Raw genomic sequence first — 596 nt, forward strand, 5'->3', positions numbered from 1 at the left:
CCGTCGGCCGGGCCGACGGGGGAGGGGTTACGAACCCTCCGCGCCCACCACGCCCTGGAGCCGGCTCGCGACCGTGACGCCGTTCCGGTCCGTGCCCGCCGGCTTCACCAGGACCGCCTGGCTGGACACCCACTCCCGGGTGACCGTGTTCTTGATCTCGCCGGTCAGCAGCGCCCTGGTGTCGGCGCCGACCTTCGGCCGGTAGCCCTTCGCCGCCGTCTGCCGCTCGTAGTACCGGGTCGCGAAGAAGACGAGCGCGCCGCCGTCCCGGGTCCGCAGCCCGAGCGGCGCGAAGTCCCCCTGGTCCGTGGTCCGGTCGATGTACTGGGTGGCCATGCCCGGCCGCTTGGCGGCCTTCTGCCGCTGCGCCCGCCACTCCGTGGTGTGCATGCCCGGCGCGAACGGCCCCGGCTGCCCGTCCTTCAGGTACGCGACGTACTTCGCGCCGAGGTCCTCGGGCGCGACGGCGAGCGTGTCGGTGTCCGCGGCGACCGGCACCGCGTACCCCTCCTCCTCGGCGAACTCGGGGACGTCGCCCCGGGGGAGGATCGTGAGGTAGGCGGCCTCCCACGGCTGCCCGGGGCCGTTGCGCACGA

General features: G+C 74.7%; 1 pseudogene. It reads right to left on the bottom strand.

Annotated features, from left to right (window positions below):
• Positions 1–27 precede the first annotated feature (27 nt).
• Positions 28–596, bottom strand: a pseudogene (locus CCN56_RS40745) (hypothetical protein); the annotation flags it as partial.

This window comes from Streptomyces sp. NRRL B-24572 (assembly GCF_002156145.1).
GTDB lineage: Bacteria > Actinomycetota > Actinomycetes > Streptomycetales > Streptomycetaceae > Streptomyces > Streptomyces vietnamensis.